The sequence below is a fragment of the Fusibacter ferrireducens genome (assembly GCF_015352425.1).
Classification (GTDB): Bacteria; Bacillota; Clostridia; order Peptostreptococcales; family Acidaminobacteraceae; genus Fusibacter_A; species Fusibacter_A ferrireducens.
Genome location: NZ_JADKNH010000007.1, coordinates 227139 through 245580, shown reverse-complemented (window position 1 = coordinate 245580; position 18442 = coordinate 227139). Strand labels below are relative to the sequence as shown.

17 protein-coding genes are annotated in these 18442 nt (G+C 38.4%); 16 read left to right on the top strand and 1 reads right to left on the bottom strand.

All coding sequences use genetic code 11. The features are described 5' to 3' along the window. Positions 1-21: 21 nt before the first annotated feature. The 6 genes from ISU02_RS13130 (at position 22) to ISU02_RS13105 (ending at position 4908) form a co-directional block, all read left to right on the top strand. Complete coding sequence (locus tag ISU02_RS13130; RefSeq protein WP_194702289.1) at positions 22-1350, top strand: DVU_1553 family AMP-dependent CoA ligase; 1329 nt, start codon at positions 22-24, stop codon at positions 1348-1350. A gap of 4 nt (positions 1351-1354) precedes the next feature. Continuing rightward, complete coding sequence (gene cobC, locus ISU02_RS13125; RefSeq protein ID WP_194702288.1) at positions 1355-1972, top strand: alpha-ribazole phosphatase; 618 nt, start codon at positions 1355-1357, stop codon at positions 1970-1972. Positions 1973-1990: 18 nt separating this feature from the next. Next, entirely contained in the window at positions 1991-2191 is a 201-nt protein-coding gene (locus ISU02_RS13120; protein WP_194702287.1) for a hypothetical protein, read from the top strand. Continuing rightward, positions 2188-2511 (top strand): hypothetical protein, encoded by a 324-nt coding sequence (locus ISU02_RS13115; RefSeq protein WP_194702286.1) that lies wholly within the window; start codon positions 2188-2190, stop codon positions 2509-2511. The genes ISU02_RS13120 and ISU02_RS13115 overlap by 4 nt, the downstream gene beginning before the upstream one ends. A gap of 257 nt (positions 2512-2768) precedes the next feature. Further along, on the top strand, positions 2769-3902 hold the full coding sequence (locus ISU02_RS13110; RefSeq protein WP_194702285.1) for an FIST signal transduction protein: 1134 nt from the start codon (positions 2769-2771) through the stop codon (positions 3900-3902). A gap of 4 nt (positions 3903-3906) precedes the next feature. After that, positions 3907-4908, top strand: coding sequence for a methyl-accepting chemotaxis protein (locus tag ISU02_RS13105; RefSeq protein ID WP_194702284.1), 1002 nt, complete (start codon positions 3907-3909; stop codon positions 4906-4908). A gap of 141 nt (positions 4909-5049) precedes the next feature. Here ISU02_RS13105 and ISU02_RS13100 read toward each other — a convergent pair whose 3' ends face one another. Beyond that, entirely contained in the window at positions 5050-6411 is a 1362-nt protein-coding gene (locus ISU02_RS13100; protein ID WP_194702283.1) for an MATE family efflux transporter, read from the bottom strand. Positions 6412-6571: 160 nt separating this feature from the next. Here ISU02_RS13100 and ISU02_RS13095 point away from each other — a divergent pair, with 160 nt between their 5' ends. From ISU02_RS13095 to ISU02_RS13050, 10 genes are all read left to right on the top strand, one after another. Beyond that, positions 6572-7270, top strand: coding sequence for a response regulator transcription factor (locus ISU02_RS13095; protein WP_194702282.1), 699 nt, complete (start codon positions 6572-6574; stop codon positions 7268-7270). 44 nt (positions 7271-7314) lie between these two features. Then, positions 7315-9081, top strand: coding sequence for a two-component system histidine kinase PnpS (pnpS, locus tag ISU02_RS13090; RefSeq protein ID WP_194702281.1), 1767 nt, complete (start codon positions 7315-7317; stop codon positions 9079-9081). A gap of 321 nt (positions 9082-9402) precedes the next feature. Beyond that, on the top strand, positions 9403-10449 hold the full coding sequence (locus ISU02_RS13085; RefSeq protein WP_194702280.1) for a PstS family phosphate ABC transporter substrate-binding protein: 1047 nt from the start codon (positions 9403-9405) through the stop codon (positions 10447-10449). A gap of 85 nt (positions 10450-10534) precedes the next feature. Further along, positions 10535-11446, top strand: a complete 912-nt coding sequence (gene pstC, locus ISU02_RS13080; RefSeq protein ID WP_194702347.1) for a phosphate ABC transporter permease subunit PstC — start codon at positions 10535-10537, stop codon at positions 11444-11446. After that, positions 11446-12369 (top strand): phosphate ABC transporter permease PstA, encoded by a 924-nt coding sequence (gene pstA, locus ISU02_RS13075; protein ID WP_194702279.1) that lies wholly within the window; start codon positions 11446-11448, stop codon positions 12367-12369. The genes pstC and pstA overlap by 1 nt, the downstream gene beginning before the upstream one ends. Positions 12370-12395: 26 nt before the next feature. Then, positions 12396-13175 (top strand): phosphate ABC transporter ATP-binding protein PstB, encoded by a 780-nt coding sequence (gene pstB, locus ISU02_RS13070; protein ID WP_407646440.1) that lies wholly within the window; start codon positions 12396-12398, stop codon positions 13173-13175. 32 nt (positions 13176-13207) lie between these two features. Beyond that, positions 13208-15349 (top strand): methyl-accepting chemotaxis protein, encoded by a 2142-nt coding sequence (locus tag ISU02_RS13065; protein WP_194702277.1) that lies wholly within the window; start codon positions 13208-13210, stop codon positions 15347-15349. 25 nt (positions 15350-15374) lie between these two features. Then, positions 15375-16034, top strand: a complete 660-nt coding sequence (gene phoU / locus ISU02_RS13060; protein WP_194702276.1) for a phosphate signaling complex protein PhoU — start codon at positions 15375-15377, stop codon at positions 16032-16034. Between the two features lie 208 nt (positions 16035-16242). Next, positions 16243-17265 (top strand): lysylphosphatidylglycerol synthase transmembrane domain-containing protein, encoded by a 1023-nt coding sequence (locus ISU02_RS13055; RefSeq protein WP_194702275.1) that lies wholly within the window; start codon positions 16243-16245, stop codon positions 17263-17265. Between the two features lie 20 nt (positions 17266-17285). After that, the gene (locus ISU02_RS13050) at positions 17286-18434 is read left to right on the top strand and encodes an aminotransferase class V-fold PLP-dependent enzyme (RefSeq protein WP_194702274.1); all 1149 of its coding nucleotides are present in this window, start codon (positions 17286-17288) and stop codon (positions 18432-18434) included. Positions 18435-18442: the final 8 nt, after the last annotated feature.

Here is an 18442-nt window from a genome sequence, read left to right as displayed (position 1 = left end):
ATCAATTAGGGAGGTTTTGCGGTGTTTGAAAATACAGTAAAATCCGTTTTAGATTTATGGGCGGCAAAGCAAATGGACTCAGATCTTCGGGTATTCGCGAGAGATCTTTCGGATAGCCAAGGCGAACTGAGATCTCAAATATTAACTTATGCAACCTCTAAAAGTGTTTTTTACAGAGAGCATATGGCGCAAATAATGGATGGCGCACAAGGCGGGGGGCAGTTGGTAAGAGACTGGCAGTCTGTGCCCTTTACAACTGCCGAAGACATTAAAACGAGAGGGCGTGAGATGCTTTGTTGTTCTCAAGACGTCATCAAGCGTGTGGTCACTCTGGAAACTTCGGGAACCACAGGAACACCGAAACGTTTATACTTCACGGCAAACGATCAAAAGCGCACTATTGACTACTTTAGAGTAGGGATGGATACCTTTACAAAGGCAGGGGATAAAGTGCTTGTTCTATTGCCTTGTGAAAGAGAGGGAAGCATAGGGAAACTCTTAGGAGAGGCACTTAAATTGGGTGGTAAAACCCCCATTTTGAAAGGTGTCGTCAAGGATTTGGTGGCAACTTTTGAAGCGATTGAGACGACTGAGCCCGATGTTATTGTGGGCATTCCCTTCCAAGTGCTTGCGCTTGTGAAATACGGCGTGTTCATGAATAGACCTATTACAACGGTGAAAAAAATGCTTTTGAGCACAGATTTTGTCTCTGAAACTGCTTTAAAAACAATAGAACAGTATTGGCATTGTGAAGTTTTTAGATATTATGGCATGACAGAGACGGGGTTTGGCGGGGGCATTGAGTGTTCGTGCCATGAAGGATACCATTTGTATGAACCCGACTTTTATATAGAAATAGTTGATCCCGATACAGGCATATGTTTGCCAGAGGGCGCGCTTGGCGAGGTTGTGATAACGACATTAAAGAGAGAGGGCATGCCCTTAATACGATATAGAACTGGGGACCAATCTCGTATGATTTCAGAATATTGTAGTTGTGGCTCTGTACTGAAACGGCTGGATGCTATTAGAACGCGTTTAGAGGGAAGCGTTAAGCTCCGTGGCGGTCATGAGCTCACTAAGGGCGCAGTAGACGATGTGCTTTTGGATATTCAAGCACTATTGGATTACAAAATACAATTTAAGAGGCATAAGACACGAGATGCCCTATATTTACAGCTCTACTATTTAGCAGACATCGTGGATGAACAGCTGATTATAGAACGGTTAAAAAACATTGTAACCATCCAAAGCGCTCTTGAACAAAATGAACTTGAAATTGGCGTGAATTCAATAATTGTAAGCACAGAATATTGTCCTCACCCAGCAAAGAGAAAAATAGAGGAGTGAAGACATGTCAAAGAAGACCATATATCTAATTCGTCACAGCAGACCAGTGCTTGCAGATGCACAACGACGCTTTATTGGACAAACGAATTTACCTCTAAGTGAAGAAGGCATGATTCAAGCAAAGGCACTGGGACGATTTTTTAAGGACAAAAATATTGAGGCCATATACTGTAGTGATCTACTGAGATCACACGACACTGCTATGGAAATTGGTGCTCAGAATAATATCCGTGTGCAGATCATCTCAGCTTTTAGGGAGATCGATTTGGGACGATGGGAAGGGGAGACTTTTAGTGAAATCGCAAGGTGTTATCCCGATGAATTTAAGGCACGTGGACAAGATATAGGTTATTTTAGACCCCCAGGCGGCGAGAGTTTTATAGATTTAAGCAAAAGGGTTTTACCGATCTTTGAAAAGATCATAAGATTAGAGCATCAATCTGTTGTCATTGTTGGACACGCAGGGGTTAACAGAATGATCCTTTGCAATCTTTTAAATATTCAGATGAAAAATATGTTTAAAATCAATCAAAATTACGGCGGCATTAACATCATACAGGGTAAAATAAGCGATTTGAGACTGAAGACTCTGAATATGTTATTAGAGACAGTTAAAGAATGAAATGATGGAGGTAAGGCAGTGGAAAATTCTATAAACAAGTGCCAGAGATGTGGCAATGAGATTCTCAATCAAGTGATTTACAAATGCGTCAGATGTTTTACAGAATACTGTGTTTCATGTGAGGATTCAAATGAGGGGCGTTGTTGTCCAACCTGCGGTATGGGCGCAAGGATGATCTTAGATCAGACACCTGATAAAAAAAAGGAGGTAGCATTATGAAAAGTCAAATAGAGTCAGAAGTTTTGCCAGAAAAGATCGAGGCGGAAGTTGTAACCATTGAAGTCAAAGATACAAAAACTGGGAAAATATACAAAAGGGAAGTGCCGCTTCTATACAAAGAAAATGACAATGGCATTATCTTATGTGGCGAAGATTCAAAAGGACAAAAAAGTGAAATCGTATTTCTGTCAGATGTTGCAATTGAAAAAATGATGAATTTTATGGGGAAGGGGCCAGATCATTCACATCATGATCATTCAGAACATGATCATTCAGAACATGATCGTTTGGAATCTGATCCTCCAGAACATGTGCTATAAAGTTATGTCGAATGTGTATTTATGACAATATATTAGATTTGACGCCTTTAAAACGACTGGATATGAAAGCTTTATATTGAGTCGTTTTTTTATGCAAACCGCTGACTGTAATAACTTGTGAGCAAACTCTATAGTTGACAATAGAGTTTGCGGCAACACTGTGATATAATAAATATTACATAAATTTAACATTTGGTTTGATTAAGGAGATTATGGGTAAAGAGTAGATCAAAAATAAAGCAGTATAGGAGTGGGCTATGTTGAAAATTTTGCAAGGATTTAGTTCGAAAAAAACAACGCGAGAAGCCATTGATGAGAATTATGAACAGATTAAGCAATCCAATGTAAAATACGTCATGTTTTTTGCTTCAAATCAATATGACTTTGATGAGATTGCTATAGGGTTAAAGCGTTATTTCCCCAACAATGACGTGGTGGGGTGTACCACTGCTGGTGAAATCTCTAACCACTGTTTAACCGAGCATTCTTTAGTGAGTTTTTCAATTGCATCAGATGACTTTAATGTGGCGTCTGTCTTGTTAGAAAACATTTCTGAGTATCCCATCTTATATCATGAACGCATCACAGAAGCTTTAAAAACATTAAAAATTGACCCCGAGAGGGTTTCGAGGCAAAAGGATTTGTTTGGCATCACGCTTATGGATGGCTTGTCTGCAGGTGAAGAAAAGGCATTATCGGTAATCAATGCGGTTTTAGGGGATAACAATATGCCGCTCGTTGGTGCTTCTGCAGGGGATGGGTTGGATTTTAAAGCAACAAAAATAGCACTTAACGGTGTTGTGTATAGCAATGTTGCGCTAATTTCATTTGTTAAGACAGGTCACCAATTTTATATTTATAAAGAAAATATATTCAAGCCCATGGGCAAGCAAATGGTGGTCACAAAAGCAGATGTTGCCAAAAGAACTGTTTACGAGCTTGACAATAAGCCTGCAGCTAAATGTTATGCTGAAAAATTAAATATAAGAGAAGATCAGTTGAGTCAGTACTTCACAAGAAATCCACTTGGCAGAAGGCTGGATGAAAAAATATGGATTACATCGCCTTTTAATATTAATCCAGACCAATCCATTGAATTTTATTGTAGAGTGCTCACCAATTCCGTTCTCGAAATTTTGGAGCCCAATAATCCCTTAGAGGTAATTCGAGAAACTCAAAGTGCTATAAGGGAAAATGTACGTTCTATTAAAGGGATGCTCGTCTTCAATTGTATTCTGAGACGTCTTCAATTTGATAAAGAAAATATTGGAAAGCAAATCATCGGGCCGCTTTGCGAACTGGGACCCGTTACAGGCTTTTCGAGTTATGGGGAGCAATTAGACAGCACACATCTAAACCAGACGATGGTCATATTAACTTTAGGGGAGTGAAATTATGGGGAAATGGTTCGATAAAGAAAAGTATAAGGCAGTTGCTGACAAAGGTAACGCAGTTGAAGATTCAAGCAAGATCTTAGTAGATAGAGCGCTCTTTGTGAAAGTACACAAGACCCTTGTTTTTGTCAACCAGTTATTAAATCAACGTGTGGAAAAAGTGTTGAGTAATGAGGGGGATATTACAAAACGCTTTGATGATATGCTTCATTCTGTAGTGAGCAATAATGACAGTGTGGAAAAGATGGGACAGAACATGCTTAATCTGAAAAGTAACTTTGAAAAGGAAAAGGAACAAATGACTCAAGTTATCGACGGCATTAAACTCACCACTGAGGAAACTTCAAAAGGTGGTCAAGACATCCACGCGTTATCAGAACAGGTGGACTTGATTATTAAGCTCTTTGGGGAATTTAGTGAGGCGTTTGAAGAACTCAAGATTTATTATACTCGAATTCAAGGCTTTACAAATAGTATAAAGAGCATCTCAAGCCAAACCAATCTGCTGGCTTTAAATGCCTCTATTGAAGCGGCAAGAGCTGGAGATCAAGGAAAGGGATTTGCAGTTGTCGCAGGAGAGGTTAGGAAACTATCAGAAGAGACAGAGAAGGCGTCTTCTGAAATTGAATCTAATATCATGCTCATTCAAAAGGCCATGGATACTTTAGGCGCAAAAAATGAACTTGCGACCAAAGAGGTGATCACAGGTAAGACGTTGACTCATAAAACCAAAAGTGTATTGGATGAAATCCTAATTTTGCAAGAGGATTTGTCAAAGCATGTAAAAGAAGTCAACACGACAGTGGCACATAATACTAACAACATTGAAAACATCACAAAAGAGGTTATGGCAATCAGTGATTTTATAAGAGTAGATGAACAGACTATGAAAAAATTGATGAATGAAACAGAAGAAAAAACGTATATTTTTGGAGATATTATTTCATATATTGAACAGACCAAAGCGCTTTTGGAGAAAATAGGACTTAAAAATGAGTTGTAAATATTAATTTAAATTGGATCAAATCGGCGTCATATGCAAAAAGTGCTCATACCCTTATTAAGGGAACAAGCACTTTTTATATTTAGGTTGCATTTCATGTTATTAAGCATATGATTGCATCTCATGATATTACGCCTATGGTTACATCACGATTCTTTTAGCCCATTTCTTAGAGATTACACGCGGTGTACCCAAGATCACTTTGGTTACTTCTTCAAGTGAGACCATGGCAACCACAAAATACACGGGATACTTTAAAACAAAACCGCCTAAAAAGGCAAGTGGCACTCCTATGAGCCAGACGCAACTCACTTCTAAAAGCATTGAAAATAACGTGTCGCCACCACTTCTGAAAGTGCCTATTATGATGATTGTGCTATAAAATTTAAACGGCATGAAGAGTGCCATAACGCGCATGGTGTTAATCGTAATTCGACTCACTTCAGGTGTTAATTTGAAAAACGTGTGAATCATTAAAGGGGCAAGGAGTATGATCAAAATGCCGATTGTGATGCCAAGTAGGGCGGATAGTACTAAGAAACGTGTATTGTATTCAATTGCATCATCAATCTGATTCGCGCCTAGGAGATTTCCAAGCATCACAGAGGAAGCATTTCCAAGGCCAAAACTCGCCACCATGAAGAGACTGTTGATAATATTGGAAATTTGTACAGAAGCCATGGCATCTGTGCCAATATGAGCATAGACAAAAGCATATGTGGTCATGCCCAGTGCCCAGAAAGTCTCATTCAAAATCACAGGAAAAGCGGTTTTAAAAACTTGCTTGACAGTGGCCCGTTTGACATCAAAAAAGTCCTTTATCTTCACGGCCAACACAGGAGAGTTTGAGTATATGTTGAATAAAATAATGCTGAGTTCCACGATTCTAGCGATTAAAGTTGCTGTGGCAGCACCTTCAATGCCGTAAGCTTTAAAGCCGAAATGTCCAAAGATGAGTGCGTAGTTTAAAACGGTGTTGAGTATTAATGAGATTGCACTGGCATACATGGGTAATTTTGCTCGCCCAATACTTCTTGAGGAAAAACCATATGCAAAACTTAGAGCTGTTAAAATGTAACTCATGCTCACAATTTTAAGATATTTTGAACCTAAAGAAATGACCAGAGGATCGTTTGAAAATAGATCGAGTATGCCATTTGAATTGAAAAAAGAAAACCCAAAAAAGAGACTTGAAACCAATGTGCCAAACGTGATGCCAATAACCATCACGTGTTTTATTTTACCAAGTTCTCTGTTGCCCCAGTATTGAGCGATATAGATGCTGACACCGCTATAAGTACCAAACAGTATCAAGGTCATCAAAAAAAATACTTGATTGGCAAGGCCGACAGCAGCGATGTTACTTGCCCCCAATTGTCCAATCATAACATTGTCGACAAGATTGAGCGATGCGGAGATCATTTGCTGCAAGACAATTGGAATTGCAATGGCAAAGAGTGTTTTATAGAAAGTGATATTTTTTTTGTAGCCAAGTGAAATCATATGTCCTCCTGAATATTAGTAACCCTAAAGATATTATACAATTTGTTAGGCGGAAGATAAAGAATTATAAATTTCCTTGTGTTTGGTTTAAGTTCTATTATACAATGGTGGTGTATAATGATTCATGTAGGAGTGGACAATATTATATAGAGGTGATTAGATGAAAAAGAATAAGATTTTGATAGTAGATGATGAAATTCACATTTTAGAATTGCTAAGGTACAATTTAGAAGGCAATGGTTACGAGGTGATCCAAGCGGAATCGGGCGAAGAAGCTATGGAAATCCTTGAAAAGCAGACTTTAGACGGTGTTATTTTAGATTTAATGCTACCTGGAATGGATGGTATAGAAGTACTTCGTAAAATACGACAATCTGAACATGCCAGATTGCCAGTGATCATGTTGACTGCTAAAAATGAAGAAATTGATGCGGTTATTGGACTTGAGATGGGGGCGGATGATTATATTGGGAAGCCTTTCAGAACAAGAGAACTCATTTCAAGGGTAAAAGCAGTGCTCAGAAGGGCTGAACTCAGGGAGAAACCTACAAGTTCCAATGTGTTAATCAACAAAGAAGGTCTTTCGATCAATACAGAGACACATCAGATTTTCAAAGACAGTGTTGAACTCATTTTGACGCTTAAAGAATTTGAACTGCTCGAAAAATTGATGAAATCTCCTGGGCGTGTTTATACGAGAGAAGAGCTTTTAGAGTCTATATGGGGCTATGATTATGTGGGCGAAACGAGAACTGTGGATGTCCATATCAGACAACTCCGTAAAAAAGTTGAAGAAGATGATAAAAATCCTGAGTTGATTATAACTGTTCGAGGTATTGGCTACAAATTTAAACCGTGATGATGCGAAGTTCCTTTGAACTTCATAAGTATAAGGAGTTTTAAATGAGAAAAAAGATTTTGGGCACTTTTATCATTGTCATTACGATATTGACGGTTTCATTTGTGGTGATTACCAATAATTCGTTAATAAGTGCAATGCTTATTCAACATGAAACCAATTTGACAAATGAAGTTAAAATGACAGAAAATTTATTGAAAAAGTCTTACCATGATGCCTTTGACTTTCAAGGGTTCTGTGAAGAAATAAAGCAGAGTGTCAATGCCAGAGTGACCATTATAAACAGAGAAGGCGTTGTCTTGGCAGATTCAGATGAAGCGCCAGAAGTGATGAATAATCACCTCAATAGAGAAGAAATTATTGAGACAGATGAAACAGGTCAGCCTGCCATTGCCAAGAGATTTAGCAACACCCTTAAAACAGACTACCTATATGTTGCACAGAAAATAACAATAGGAGACCATAAATATTTTATACGGATCTCTAAACCGCTTATAGATATCGATGCCATTACTAAGGCTGTAAGAAGCTATTCTATTGGAGCGATTATCTTTGCAGCTCTGATGACCATCTTAATTTCCTTTATAGTGACACGTAGAATAACAGGACCTCTCTATCAGTTAACAGAAGCGGCAAATTTAATTGCAAATGGTGAATATGGCAAAAAAATTTATAACCAGTCTAAAGATCAAATTGGCCTTTTGACGGATTCCTTTAATCTGATGAGTAAAAATCTAGAAAAATCCATCAGCGAGATCACCAATAGAAACAGCGAGCTGGAATCCATACTCAACAGTATGATCAATGGGATCATCGCCATTGACAAGAGCAAAAATATCTTGATGATCAATAAAATCAGCTTTGAAATTTTAAATTTACCAGAAGATTACGTCGTTGAAAATGAATCGATGTATAAGATTATCAGAAATGATGAAGTTGCAGAAATGGTTGAAGTTTCAATAAATCAGGGTGTTTCACAAATTAAGGAACTTCAATATGTACACTTGGATAAGATTCTTAGGATCTATATCAATCCGATTCGAACAGCTAATAATGAAACCATAGGCAGTATCGTGGTGATACAAGATGTCACGCAGATTCGAAAATTGGAGCAGATGAGAAGTGATTTTGTATCCAATGTGTCTCATGAGCTCAAAACCCCACTTACGTCTATAAAGGGTTTTGTGGATACTCTAAAGCAAGGTGCGATTAATGATCAAAATGCGGCAATGCGTTTTTTGGATATCATAGAGATTGAATCGGATCGATTGCATCGATTAATCACGGACATTTTACTGCTTTCTGAAATTGAGAGCATGGATAGAGACAGTGAATACGCTGAAGCAAATTTAAAAGCTGTTTTGGAAGAAGTCCTTGAGATGCTTAAGCCCAAAGCTGATGAAAAGCATATTGCTCTAAAGTTCAGTGTGGAAAAGGATTATGTCATATCTGCCAATAGAGATCGAATTAAACAGATGTTTATCAATCTCATTGACAATGGGATAAAGTATACTGAAAAGGGTCAAGTACAGGTTCTGATTAATGAAAAGAATCCTTGGATTCAAATCTTAGTCAAAGATACAGGCATTGGATTTTCTGAAGTACACAAGGAAAGATTGTTTGAACGCTTCTATAGAGTGGACAAGGGCAGAAGTCGATCACAAGGTGGGACAGGTCTTGGGTTGTCCATTGTAAAGCATATTGTCTTACTCTACAAAGGGAAGATTTCAGTGACAAGTACTCCAGGTCAAGGCACAACCTTCGAAATCCTATTGCCGAATAAGACGATTATGGAGAAATTGAGTAAGTAAAGGCGAACCTAAAGCACAACTTAGCGTGGCAATAAAGTGTAGCAAAAATAGATCCATCATAGAACAACATATTATAGAACAGCATTTAGAACGTTATATTGAGCTGTCTCAAAGAGATTGAAAAATCATTTTGAGACGGCTCTTTTGTTTTGTCCCCCGAATAAATATGATTTAATGCAAGGGACACTTAACATCCATTTAACACTAGATTTATTTCCCTATAACATAGGCGTGCTAAAGTGTATTTGAGGTTGATCATGAAACATTTGAGGTTGATCATTGAACAAAAAATTAAACAATATATTTGGAGGAAGTATTATAATGAAGAATTTAAAGGTTTTAGGCGTATTAATGCTTGTATCTATGATGATGTTATCTTTAACGGCGTGTGGTTCGAAAACGGAAGCAGCACCAGCGGCAGAACCGGCACCAGCACCAGCGGCGGCAGCACCGGCAGCAGAGCCAGCGGCACCAGCTGAAGAAACAACAAAACTTGAAGGACAAGTTATTATTGATGGTTCAGGTACAGTGTATCCTTTAATGGCAAATATCGCAGAAGATTATATGGTGAATGTTCAGCCAGATGTCAGCGTACAAGTTGGTAGAGCTGGCTCAAGTGCAGGATTTAAAAAATTCATTCCAGGCGAAACAGATTTTTCCGATGCTTCAAGAGCAATTAAAGATAAAGAAGTTGAAGGTTTAAAAGAACAAGGTTATGAGTTTGGCAAGGATGTCTATGAATTTAAACTTGCATATGATGGCGTGACTATGGTAATCAACAAAGATAACGATTGGGCAACTGAAATGACTAAGGATGAAATTGTCAACATGTACTTAGCTGGCAAATTCAAAGAAGATGACAAGGTTTTATGGTCAGACATTAGACCTGAGTGGCCAGCAGAAGAAATTAAATTCTACGGACCAAACGAAAACCACGGTACTTATGAGTTCTTCTTCGAGAAAATTTTAGATGAACAACCTATGGTAAAAACAGCAAGCTTACAACAAGAATATTCAACTTTAGTTGACCTCGTTTCTAAAGATAAAAATGCAATTGCATACTTTGGCTACGGCTACTATGCAAGCAACAAAGATAAATTGACAGCAGTTAAAGTAGATTTTGGTAACGGACCTGTTGAACCAACACTTGATACAATAGGTGAAGAATTAGATTATGCTGGTTTCACAAGACCCGTATTCACATACCTCAATGTGAAATATGCTCTAGAAAAACCACAAGTTCTTGACTATGCTAAATATGTTGTGTCTCCAGAAGGTGCAGCAAGATTAGCTGGAGCGAATGGATTTGCACCAATGCCAAAAAGTGTTTACGAAGGTTATGCGAAACAGTTAGACGCACTTAAATAATAAAAATGTAGGTCATATTAAGATGAGGGGGATTTACTTCTCATCTTAATATGTGTTATGAGGAGTGAGCCACTTGGAACAGAGAATGAATGTTAGGGCAACGATTAAAGACAACTTTGCAAAGAAAAAACAGACCACAGATAAGGCAATGCCAATTTTCTTTTTCGTATGTGCATCTGTGTCTGTTATAACGACAATCGGCATTGTATTGACACTTATTACAGATGCATATAAATTTTTTCAAAAGGTAGCGCTTTCTGATTTTTTCAGTACGAATTTAGCACCACTTAGTACAGAACCGCATTTCGGTATTTTGCCATTGATCAATGGCACTATATTGACTTCACTTATTGCAATGGCAGTAGCGGTACCGTTGGGATTGACAGCTGCTATGTATCTCAGTGAATTTGCATCTGATAGAGTGAGACGATTGCTAAAACCAATGATGGAACTTTTAGCAGGTGTTCCGACAATTGTATATGGCTTTTTCGCCTATTCATTTGTAACACCATTGCTCATGAAAATTATTCCAACGCTTGAAGCTAAAAATGCGCTTAGCCCTGGTATTGTTATGGGGATCATGATATTGCCACTTGTAACTTCATTGTCAGAGGATGCCATGAGATCTGTCCCGGCAGCCATGAGAGAAGGTGCTTATGGTCTCGGATCCACTAAGCTCGAAGTCACTGTAAAAGTGGTTATACCAGCTGCGATTTCAGGGATTATGGCCTCTTTTGTACTAGCCATCTCCAGAGCGATTGGCGAAACAATGATTGTGACCATTGCAAGTGGTAGCTCAAAGAACTTTACTTTTGACATCACCCAGTCTATGCAAACCATGACTGCATATATCGTGGAATTTACAAGTGGTGACGCCGGCAGTGGCACTACGGGCTACTATAGCCTTTATGCAGTGGGCTTGATGCTCTTCTTGTTTACCTTGGTTTTAAATCTTGCAGCTCAATATATCTCTAAAAAGTTTAGGGAGGAATACTAATGATAAATTATGAGCTTAAACTCAATCCAACAGAAGCAGAAAAAGAATATAAAATCGATATCAATAAACGCAGAATAGATCGACGGATTTTACTCAACAATATTTTAAAAAAAGTTTTTTTCCTATCTATGGTCTTTGCACTAGCTGTACTGGGTTTGTTGCTTTACCGAATTGGCATTCAAAGCATTGGTTGGCTAGACGTACAGTTTCTAACTGGAAAGCTTTCTATTTTTCCAGAAAAGGCAGGGATATGGGGTGCGATTATCGGGTCTATAGGGTTGATCTGTGTTGTCATTCCGGTGACACTTGTCATTGGCGTTTCCACAGCGATCTATCTTGAAGAGTACGCGACGCAGGGTAAAATTGCTTCTTTTATTAAAGTCAATTTATCCAATCTGGCAAGTGTACCATCGGTGATCTTTGGATTGTTGGGACTTTCATTATTTGGAAGACTCTTTCATCTTGGGTCTAGCATACTCGCCGGAGGCCTTACATTGTCGCTTTTGGTACTTCCAATTGTGGTAGTATCCAGCCAAGAGGCAATTAAATCCGTTCCAAATTTTTTAAGAGAAGCTTCATATGGCATGGGTGCAGATAAGTGGACAACGATTCGAAAGGTCGTTTTACCCGTGGCGCTTCCAGGCATTTTAACTGGCGCTATATTGTCTATTTCAAGGGCGATAGGCGAAACTGCTCCACTTGTTGTACTTGGAATTCCAACGCTTATTATGAAAATTCCAAAATCATTCATGGACGATTTTACCGCTCTACCTATTCAAATATACTACTGGACATTAGACACCGTTTTGACGCCAGAGTATGCAAACCTTGCAGCAGCAACGATTATCGTCTTGCTAGTCACTTTATTTCTTATGAACTCGGTCGCTATTTTTATTAGAAACAAATATCAACGTGGATTTTAAACGTGGATTTTATGGAGGATATTAAATTGTCAAAAAAAATCATAACAGCGGATGATTATGTGTATGATGTACAGGGCTTGGACCTTTGGTATGGAAATGATCAAGCACTGAAAGACATCAGCATGAAGATCAATAAAAATGAAGTAACAGCCATTATTGGGCCTTCTGGTTGTGGAAAATCAACTTTCATCAAAACCTTGAATCGAATGATTGAGAACATACCCATTGTGAGAACCTCTGGGGAGATTCTATATCATGGTAAAAACATCTTTGATAAGTCTGTGAGAGTAGAAGAACTCAGGACCACTGTGGGGATGGTATTCCAGAAGCCAAACCCCTTCCCAAAGTCTATTTATGAAAATGTCGTTTATGGTCCTAAAATTCACGGCATTAAGGATAAAAATCTACTTCTTGAAATTTGTGAAACGAGTCTCAAAAGTGCCGCACTCTGGGATGAAGTCAAAGATCGTTTACACGATAATGCCTATGGCCTTTCTGGAGGGCAGCAACAGAGATTGTGTATTGCAAGGTGTCTTGCGGTTCAACCAGATGTCATATTGATGGATGAACCCACTTCAGCACTTGATCCTATTGCAACGGCAAAAATTGAAGAACTTATCAATCACCTTAAAACGGAGTATACCATCGCCATTGTGACGCATTCCATGCAACAAGCTGGGCGTATTTCAGATAAAACAGCGTTTTTCCTGATGGGAGAATTAATTGAATACGATAGTACAGAAGTCATCTTTTCAAATCCAAGAGATAAACGTACTGAGGATTATATCACAGGCAGATTTGGTTGATCCATTAAGAAAAGGATGGCAGGAGAAAGCGCATGTTATTAAAGCCAAGGCTCTCTAGAGATAGAATAAGCATAAAAAAGTTTGGGTTTTCGAAGGTTAGATTTTCGAATTTAAAAATACAGACGAAACTGATTTTTATGGTTTTACTCACAAGTTTAGTTCCATTGATTGTATTAGGATTTATCAGTGTTCATAAATCCAGTCTTGAGGTTGAACATGAGATTTTCAGACAAAATCAATTGTTCACCAAGTTATCTCAGGAGCGCCTTAAAACATATTTTTCAAGTAGAGAAGGGGATTCAATGCTCTTGGCAGAATCCAAAATTATTCGTGATGGCATTGAACAACTCAATACTTTCAGTGCCACAGATGCCGAAAAGGCGGTTATAGAAAAAGATTTTGAACATATTTTACAGACAGCACTTGACCAATATGCTTATACAGATATATTTTTAACCAACCAATACAACGAAGTCGTTTACTCCAAAAATTATGAAAAATTGGATATGGCACCGTTGGTTGTGGCAGGTGATTACTGCAAAAAAGCGTTGGAAGGCACTCAGAATTGGTCTCATATCTTCAGGAATAGTTTTATTGATGATAATATCATGATACTGTCCACACCTGTTTTCGGTTATAGTGGTTCAAGCAATGAAGCGATTGGTACGTTAAACATCGTTTTAAATCAAGGCGCTATAGATGAGATTGTCCAGAGTGGCGTTGAAAAAATTGGTGCATCTTCAGAAGCTTATTTAGTAGATGCAACGGGACTGTTGCTTACAGACAGAGATCAAGATGGCTATGAGGCTTTGGAGAGCTCTATAGAAACTCAAGGGATTGTGGCTTTAAAAGCGGCTATAGAAAATCAGATCACAGATTTCGAAGAGACGATGATATACGATAATCAGGAAGGTGAACCTGTTATCGGTACATTGTCAGTGAATCAAATTGGCGATTGGCTTGTGGGATTTATCACTGAAGTGCCAGAGCAAGAAGCTCTAGTAGAAGTTGTGGATCTCAAAACGCATTTGATGATCATATCTTCAGTAATCATATTGCTTTGTATTTTGATTGCAATGATTATAGCCAATACGATTCGAAAACCGCTTTATCAAGTGATTCAGCTGACGCATCAGATTGCAGAATATGATCTCAGTATGGTGTTAGATGCAGAAACAAACCATCACAAAGACGAAATAAGTGATCTAAAACGGGCGATCTCTCAGATTGTTTCCAATTTCAAAAATATTATACAAGAAGTGGACCGTTCATCTAAAATGGTATCTGAGGCCGCTAAGACTTTAAATAAAGACGCTTTAACTTCACTTGGAGTGACTGAAGAAGTCACCGCCGCTGTTCAGGAAATTGCGTTAGGTTCTGGTATGCAAGCTAAGCATGCACTTCAAAGTTTTGAAAAGACAGAAGAACTCAGCGGGATATTGAAACAGGATCAAATAGAAGTTAAGGATATTGCAAATGCCATTGTTGAGGTAGATGTCCTAGCGGATCAAGGTCTGGAAGTTATCAAACAATTGATAGCAGTTAATGAGGCGTCGACCAAGGCCAATAGAGAGGTCCACAGTAGCATTAGCAAATCGGCTGAGGATTCTAAAAAAATTGAACAAGCCAGCACAATGATCAGATCCATTGCCGATCAGACAAATCTTTTGGCACTTAACGCCGCCATTGAAGCGGCAAGAGCAGGAGAACACGGTAGAGGTTTTTCTGTGGTGGCCAATGAGATCAGACTCTTGGCGGAACAGTCTAAAGTGTCTACTGGCATCATCAATGCGATCATTGACGACTTGACTGAAGATAATCGGAATATAATCACTACAGTTGAAGAATTGATTTCCATTTCAGAAGATCAGATGAAAAGTGTGGGCATTACGAGAGAAAAATACAATGAAATTGCAAGGTCAATTAAAAATATTGAAAATAAGCTGGGTTTGCTTGAAGTTTCCAGGGTAAACATTGAAGAAGCACGATTAGAAGTCGAAGAGATGATTCACTCGCTTTCTGCAGTAAGCGAAGAAAACTCTGCGAGTACGGAAGAAGTTGTGGCATCTGTTGAAGAACAAAGCAATGTGATCAATGGTATCTTTAATGCTTGCGAGAGACTTAGCAAATTGGCTGAGAAGATGGATGATACGATTCAAGTTTTCAAATTATAAATAGTGGATTACAAGGAGAATATAAATGAGAGTCATGTTAGATAATGAACTTAAGTCCATTCATGTGGATATCATCAAAATGGGCACATTGATTGAAAAGACAATTGATGAAACAATTAACGCGTTGGTGGATCATGATATCGAAATGGCAAGGAGGATCATTGAAGGTGATGACCGATTTGATAAAATGGAACTCGAGATAGAAAGCAAATGTATCAATGTAATTGCAAGACGACAACCTGTTGCAACGGATTTGAGAAAATTGATGTCCATTTTAAAAATTGTTACTGATCTTGAACGCATTGCAGATCATTGTCAAGATATTTCAAAATTGACAATTGACTTAGCTGGGAAAACGTATGTTAAACCTCTTATTGATCTGCCGAATATGGCGAAGCAAGTGAAGAGCATGGTAAAAATGACCATTGATTGTTATATTGATGAAGATGTTGAAAAAGGTAAACTCATCTGCGCAAATGATGATATTGTAGACGATTATTATGATATGATTTTTGCTGACCTAGAGAACATTATGAAAGAAAATCCGAAAGAAATTAGACAATGCATGGACTTTATGATGATTGCAAAGTATTTCGAGAGAATGGCTGATCATGCAACCAACATTGCAGAATGGGTTATTTATGGTGTTGAAGGCAAACATTTTGATATTAATGAGACGATTTAATATCAAGTTAATCCATTTAGCCATCTATCTAAAAAATTATTCATGACCCACCTAAAATAGAAAAAGGCGACCCTAAGAGTGATTCTGAATCCTCTTGGGGTTCGTCTTTTTTTCTTGAAATTGTTTTTATAACATGTGATATAATAATCTCATGTATAATTATTTCGCATGCATATTCCATTTGATTTTATACAGAAGGTGATTTAATTTGACTAAAAATGACATTTCTTTAAAAAAGTATCTCGTGCTTATGCTGGTTTTTATAGTAATTTCCGTTGGGTCTGTCATCGGCATTAGCAAATTTTTAAAACACGACATCAACCTCCAGGGCATCCCCTACTATTGGTACTTTATCTTAAGTGCAATGACTTTAATCTACGTGTTATTAGATGGCTTTAGATTTTATATAATCTTGAAGACCCTTAAGATCAACTTGACGTATAGGTTCGTTGTAAAACAAGCGGTTATAGGGACTTTTGTCAGCAACGTAACGCCCTTTTTAGCAGGAGGGAGCATTGCTCAAATTTACTTCCTTAAAGAGCATGGTATTCCAATTTCAGAGGCGGCAGCAGCTACCTCTATTAGAGCGATTTTAGCCTCGGCTTTTTTCTTTATTTCTCTGCCTTTAATGGTTTATTTCAACCCCGAACTCTTGAGTCGATTGAATATTCAATCCCCTAAGATATTGCCCTTTGTCTCGCTTTTCTATTTGCTTTGGACGGCGTTCATTGTGATCGTTGGAAAATACAGAGAGAAGAGTATGCATTATTTAGGAAAGCTCATCTATAGATTACCTTTAAAGGAAACTCATAGAACGAAATTGTATGCGGGGTTAGATGACTTTCTGCTTCATTTAGATTTATTTCTCAGAGGCGATAAAAAACATTTGCTTTTGAGTTTTTTAGTGACCGTTTTGCATTTTGGATTTGTCTTTATGTTTTCTGTGGTTATATTGGGCCTCTATGGCTATCATATTTCACCACTGATTGTGATTTCCGGGCAAATGCTTTCCAATTTTATCATGTATTTCGGGTTTACACCTGGCGCATCTGGATTTGCGGAAGGGGGATTCGCCTACTTTTTTTCACAGATTGTGGACGAAAAGGATCTTGTCAATATTGTATTTCTTTGGCGTGGCTCAACAGTATACCTGACCATGATTATGGGTATGTTTTTATTCGCAAAGGAGAGCTGGCATATTCGTATGAAGCATCACAAGGCACATGAATGAAAGGACTTAGGGGTATAAATATGAAAACAATTTATCTTGATAATGGCGCAACATCGTTTCCAAAACCAGAGACTGTGAAAACGGCAACACTGGATTATTTTGATTTTGTCGCTGGAAATGCTGGTAGGAGCACTTCTTCTTCAAGAGGTGTCGATAGAATGATATATGATCTTAGAGAACACCTTGCACAGTTTTTTAATTTTGAATACTCTGATCACGTAATCTTTACAAAGAACATCACGGAGTCGATTAATACCATACTTTACGGTTACTTAAAAGAAGGAGATCATGTGCTCATATCCAACTATGAACACAATGCAATGCTCAGACCCTTAGTTGCCCTTGCCAAGTCTAGGCATATAGAGTTTGAATTTATCCCCTTTGACCTCTATGGCGAAGTGGATGCGATGGATGTTCAGGCGATGATTAAACCCAACACGCGCCTTATTGCGAGTTTACACGCTTCCAATGTCACAGGACAGATACTGAACGTTGAAAAATTAGGGACAGTGGCAAAACAGAATCATATCAAGTTCTTGCTAGACACGGCTCAGACAGCTGGATTTTTAGAGATAGATATGAAAGCGCTCCATATAGACTGTCTCACGTTCACAGGGCACAAGTCTCTTATGGGGCCAACAGGAACAGGTGGTTTTTTGATCTCACCTCAAATGGCCAGTGAAACGCAACCTCTTGTTTGTGGGGGCACCGGCAGTTTATCGGAGTCATATGAGCAACCGGAAATAATGCCAGATCGGTTTGAGTCGGGCACTCTGAATTTAGCAGGGCTTATGGGGCTTTATGCGGGCCTTAGATGGCTGGATGAAAAAGGTTATGAATTGATCCAGTGCCATGAGAGAAGTTTAATACAGAGGCTTGAAGCGGGATTAGAGCCTATAGAAGGTGTTGTATGTCACAATGAGGTGCCTTTTACTCAGAGGACCGGTGTTTTGGCCCTTTCATTTACGCATAAGGATGCTTCATGGATTGCCCATGCGCTTCATCAAGAGTATGGTATTATAACGCGTGTGGGCTTACAATGTGCACCTGTGGCACATAAAACCATGGGCACATATCCATCAGGTGTCCTCAGGATAAGTGTATCCCCTTTTAGCACAGCGGATGAAATCGATCAATTGATTGCGGCAATAAAAACGTTGATGAAATAAATTTATGG